5 protein-coding genes are annotated in these 4,631 nt (G+C 75.1%); 4 read left to right on the top strand and 1 reads right to left on the bottom strand.

What is annotated here, in order from left to right:
* Positions 1-71: 71 nt before the first annotated feature.
* Positions 72-944 (bottom strand): polyprenyl synthetase family protein, encoded by an 873-nt coding sequence (locus MET9862_RS28510; protein WP_142586252.1) that lies wholly within the window; start codon positions 942-944, stop codon positions 72-74.
* A 549-nt stretch (positions 945-1,493) separates the two neighbouring features.
* Between MET9862_RS28510 and crtD the strand changes: the two genes are divergently transcribed.
* The 4 genes from crtD to MET9862_RS28490 form a co-directional block, all read left to right on the top strand.
* Positions 1,494-3,044: a 1-hydroxycarotenoid 3,4-desaturase CrtD gene (gene crtD, locus MET9862_RS28505; RefSeq protein WP_142586251.1), complete on the top strand. Its 1,551-nt coding sequence runs from the start codon at positions 1,494-1,496 to the stop codon at positions 3,042-3,044.
* The gene (locus MET9862_RS28500; RefSeq protein WP_185157047.1) at positions 3,002-3,898 is read left to right on the top strand and encodes a carotenoid 1,2-hydratase family protein; all 897 of its coding nucleotides are present in this window, start codon (positions 3,002-3,004) and stop codon (positions 3,896-3,898) included. The genes crtD and MET9862_RS28500 overlap by 43 nt, the downstream gene beginning before the upstream one ends.
* A 66-nt stretch (positions 3,899-3,964) precedes the next feature.
* Positions 3,965-4,210 carry a FitA-like ribbon-helix-helix domain-containing protein gene (locus MET9862_RS28495; RefSeq protein ID WP_142586250.1) on the top strand — a complete coding sequence of 82 codons (246 nt, stop codon included), beginning with the start codon at positions 3,965-3,967 and terminating at the stop codon, positions 4,208-4,210.
* A partial coding sequence (locus MET9862_RS28490; RefSeq protein WP_142586249.1) for a PIN domain-containing protein occupies positions 4,207-4,631 on the top strand: 425 nt, incomplete at its 3' end. The genes MET9862_RS28495 and MET9862_RS28490, both read left to right, overlap by 4 nt.

Below are 4,631 nucleotides of genomic sequence, written 5' to 3'. Positions count from 1 at the left end.
GCGCCAGGCCCGGAGCCGGTCGCGCCAGCCGGCCCAGAGGCTCGCGGGCGGCGCGGGCCCGGCTCCGGCGCTCATCCGCCGGCCGGGGCGCGCAAGGAGGCGGGCAGGAACAGCCGCGTCTGCGCCTCGATCTCGGTCCGCAGCGCCTCCGCGCCGGGGCAGTCCGGGATCACCGCGACGGCCTCGGCCGAGAGGCGCTCCAGCCGGGCCAGCGCCCCGCCCGTGCCGAGGAGCGCGGCGGCGTTGGGCCGCCCGAGGGTGACGTCGCGGCCCACCGGCTTGCCGATCTCCTCCTGGCGGCAGGCGACGTCGCGCAGGTCGTCGGCGACCTGGTAGGCCTCGCCGAGGCATTCGCCGAGCAGGCGCCAGGGCAGCGGACGGGCTCCCGCCGCGGCGGCGCCGGCCACGGTGGCGGCGGCGAAGAGCGCCCCGGTCTTGGCCTGCTGGTAGTCGGACAGCGCCACGTAGGGCTCCGATTCCCAGGCCTGGCCCGCCACGATGCCGGCGGGCGAGCCCACCGCCCGGGCGATCAGCCCGACGAGGCTGGCGAGCCGGCTCGGCCGCCGCGCGGCGCCGCGGGCCAGGGTCTCGAAGGCGGCCACGATCAGCGCGTCGCCGGTGAGCACGGCGAGCGCCGGCCCGTAGGCCACGTGCACCGCGGGCTTGCCCCGGCGCAGAGGCGCGTCGTCGAAGCAGGGCAGGTCGTCGTGGACCAGGGAGGCGCAGTGCAGGAGCTCGATGGCCGCCGCCGCCGCGTCGGACGCCGCGGGATCGTCGTCGCCGCAGGCCCGGGCCACCGCGAGGCAGAGCCGCGGACGGATCCGGTGTCCACCGGGGAAGACAGCATAGCGGATCGCCTCGGCCAGGTGAGGCGGGGCACCGGGGGCTTCCGCGCAGGAGACGGCGATGTCCAGGGCTGTCTCGATCCGGGATCCGGGGTCCATGACGCAGCTCCATGTCTATTAGAAATGACATTGACTGTGTCATTCTAGAGTGACATTGCTCGGGCCGTGGATCAAGCCGGATCTGCGGCACCGGTCGCGGGCCGGCCGAGGGAGGGCGGGACATGCGGGCAGCCCGCACGGTCCGAGGGCGGCTGGAAGCCGTGCTGCGGGCTCGTCCATGCATCGGGACCGCGCCCTCTCGCTCCCCGTTCCGCGAGGGAGGGAGGAACGGGATCCGGACGCCCGCAGGACTCGCCACGCGCCCCCTCTCCCGTTCGGGAGAGGGCTGGGGTGAGGGTCGAGAACGTGCCGGAGAAGACGCGACGGCGAAGCGGCTCCGGCTCCGCCTCATCCTGAGAGTTCTCCACCCTCACCCTGTCCCTCTCCCGAACGGGAGAGGGGACCCGCGCCTTCGTCGAGAGAGGCTTGTGCTCGGGCAGGTTCGCGGGAAGGCGTCGCGATCGCTTCCCCGCGATCCCGCATTCGAGATGGCCCGCGAGATGGCCCGTGGTGGCGGGCAGACCGGATCCGCACGCCCATGAGTTCCCCATGAGCACGCCCATGCGCGTCGCGGTGATCGGCGCCGGGATCGGGGGGCTGGTGGCGGCGCTCCGCCTCGCCCATGCGGGGCTCGACGTCACCGTGCTGGAGCGTGCCCCCGCCCCCGGCGGCAAGATGCGCGCCCTGCCCGTGGGGCCGGCCGCCATCGAGGCGGGCCCCACCGTCTTCACCATGCGCTGGGTGCTCGACGAGGTCTTCGCCGAGTGCGGCGCCAGCCTCGACGCGCATGTGGCCCTCACCCCCGCGCGGCTCCTCGCCCGCCACGCCTGGGAGGGGGACGGCACCCTCGACCTCTTCGCCGGGATCGACGAATCGGCCGAGGCCATCCACGCCTTCGCCGGGGCACGCGAGGCGGCGGGCTACCGCCGCTTCTGCGCCCGGGCGGCCGAGGTCTACGAGACCCTGGAGGGGCCCTTCATCCGGTCCGACCGGCCCACGGCGCTCGATCTCGCCCTGCGGGTCGGGCCCTTCGGCCTGCCGCGGCTCTGGCGGATCCAGCCCTTCGCCACGCTGTGGTCGGCGCTCGGCGAGGATTTCCGCGATCCGCGCCTGCGCCAGCTCTTCGCCCGCTCCGCCCCCTATTGCGGCTCCTCGCCCTTCGAGGCGCCGGCCACGCTGATGCTGGTCGCCCATGTGGAGCAGGCCGGCGTCTGGAGCGTCGCCGGGGGCCTGAGCGCGCTCGCCCGGGCGGTGGCCGACCTCGCCGCGGCGCGGGGCGCCCGCCTGCGCTACGGCGCCGAGGTCCGCGGCATCGTGGTCGAGCACGGGCGCGTCGCCGGTCTCGACCTCGCCGATGGCGAGCGCCTGCCCGCCGAGGCGGTGATCTGCAACGCCGACGCCGCCGCCCTCGGGGCAGGGCTGCTCGGGCCGGCGGCAACGCCCCCCGGCGAGCGCCTGGCCGCGTCGGAGCGCTCGCTCTCCGCGGGGACGGTCTGCGCCCGCGCCGTTGCCGCGGGCTTTCCGCTCGCCCGCCACACGGTGTTCTTCTCCCGCGACTACCGGGCGGAGTTCGACACGATCCTGCGCGGGCGGCGCCTGCCCGAGGATCCGACGATCTACGTCTGCGCGCAGGACCGCGACGAGGCCGCCGCGCCGAAGGGCCCCGAGCGCCTGCTCCTCCTCGTCAACGCCCCGGCCGAGGGGCCGGAGCAGCCCTCCCCGCAGGAGATCGAGAGATGCGTGACGAATCTGCGCGGCAAGCTCGCCCGCCACGGCCTGAGCCTGACGGATGCGGATCCGCCGGTGACGACCGGGCCGGCGGAGTTCGCGGCCCTGTTCCCGGGGACGCGGGGCGCCCTCTACGGCCGCGCCTCGCGCGGGTCGACGGCGACGTTCCAGCGCCCGGCGGCGCGGACGGCCTTGCCCGGCCTCTACCTGGCCGGGGGGAGCGTCCATCCGGGCCCGGGGGTGCCGATGGCGGCCCAGTCCGGCCGGCTGGCGGCGCGGGCCCTGCTGCAGGACCTCTCGGCTCTCCCGGACCGCGCTTCGACGCGCCGGTGGCGCGCGGCGGCTATGCCTGGTGGTATGTCGACGCGCTGAGCGCGGACGGGCGCCAGGGGCTCACGCTCATCGCCTTCGTCGGCTCGGTCTTCTCGACCTACTACGCCCTCGACCGCAGCCGGAACCCTTACGCGCACTGCGCCCTCAACGTGGCGCTCTACGGCGGCCCGAACCGCTTCGCCCTGACCGAGCGCGGCGCGCATGCCCTCGAGCGGGGCGCGGACCATCTCGCCATCGGCCCGAGCGCGCTGACCTGGGACGGCACGGGGCTCACCGTGCGCATCGACGAGCGCGCAGCACCCCTGCCCCGCCCGATCCGCGGCACGGTGCGGCTCTATCCCGAGGGCATCACCGAGGGGCCCTTCACCCTGGACGGGGCGGGGCGCCACCGCTGGTGGCCGATCGCCCCCTCCGCCCGCGTGGAGGTCGATCTCGACGAGCCGGCCCTGCGCTGGCGCGGCACCGGCTATCTCGACACCAATGCCGGCGACGAGGCCCTGGAGGACGCCTTCACCGACTGGACCTGGTGCCGGGCCGACCTCTCGGACGGCGCGGCGATCCTCTACGACGTGCGTCATCGCGACGGCGGCGGCCGGAACCTCTCGCTCCGCTTCGCCCGCGACGGCAGCCGCCGCGAGATCCGCCCGCCGCTCCCCGCGCCCCTGCCGCCGACGCGCCTCTGGCGCATGCCCCGCGCCACCCGCAGCGACGACGGTGCGGCCGCGGTGGTGCGCACCTTCGAGGACACGCCCTTCTACGCCCGCTCCGTGCTCGCGGCCCGGATCGGCGGCGAGGCCGTGCAGCCGGTCCATGAGAGCCTGTCGCTGACGCGCCTCACCCACCCGCTGGTGCGCTTCATGCTGCCCTTCCGGATGCCGCGCGTGCTGGGGTGAGACGGGGCGCTTGCGCGGGGTCCCCGCGCTGCGTAGCATCGCAACCGTTCCGGTTCCGGCTCGCCGATGAGCACGCTGACCATCCACGATCTCGATACGGACCTGGAGGACAGTCTCCGGGACCGTGCTGCCCGAAACGGTCGCTCGGTCGAGGCCGAGGCGCGCGCCATCCTCGCCGGAGCGCTGGAGCGGCAGCGGGACGAGCCGAACCTCGCCGAGTCGATCCGCCGCCGCTTTGCCCCGCTCGGGGGCGTCGAACTGGAACCGCACCCGCCCGTCATGCCCTCGGCGCCGCCGAAGCTCGGCCGGTGATCGTTCTCGACACCAACGTCATCTCGGAACTCATGCGCGCCTCGCCCGATCCCGCGGTGCTCGCCTGGGTCGTCGCCCGTCCGAGGCGGCAGTTCTGCACCACCAGCATCAATCGGGCGGAGATCCTGCACGGCATCGCCATCCTGCCCGCCGGACGTCGGCGAGAGGCGATTGCCGCGGCCGCGGACGCCATGTTTGCCGAGGATTTCGCGGGCCGGATCCTGCCCTTCGATGCCGATGCCGCGGCCCACTATGCCGAGATCGTGAGCACGCGTCGGCGTGCCGGTCAGCCCATCGAAGGGTTCGACGCCTTGATCGCGGCGACCGCCCCCCTCCTCGACGTGGCACTCCGTCCGCTCTGGGCCGCCTACGAGGCCCTGAAGATCGCCCGCGACCGGCGCGGGCCCCTCGCCCTCGATCT

The organism is Methylobacterium symbioticum (genome assembly GCF_902141845.1).
In the GTDB taxonomy this organism is placed as follows: Bacteria; Pseudomonadota; Alphaproteobacteria; order Rhizobiales; family Beijerinckiaceae; genus Methylobacterium; species Methylobacterium symbioticum.
Note: the sequence above shows the minus strand (reverse complement) of the source record. Positions and strands in the feature narration are given on the sequence as shown.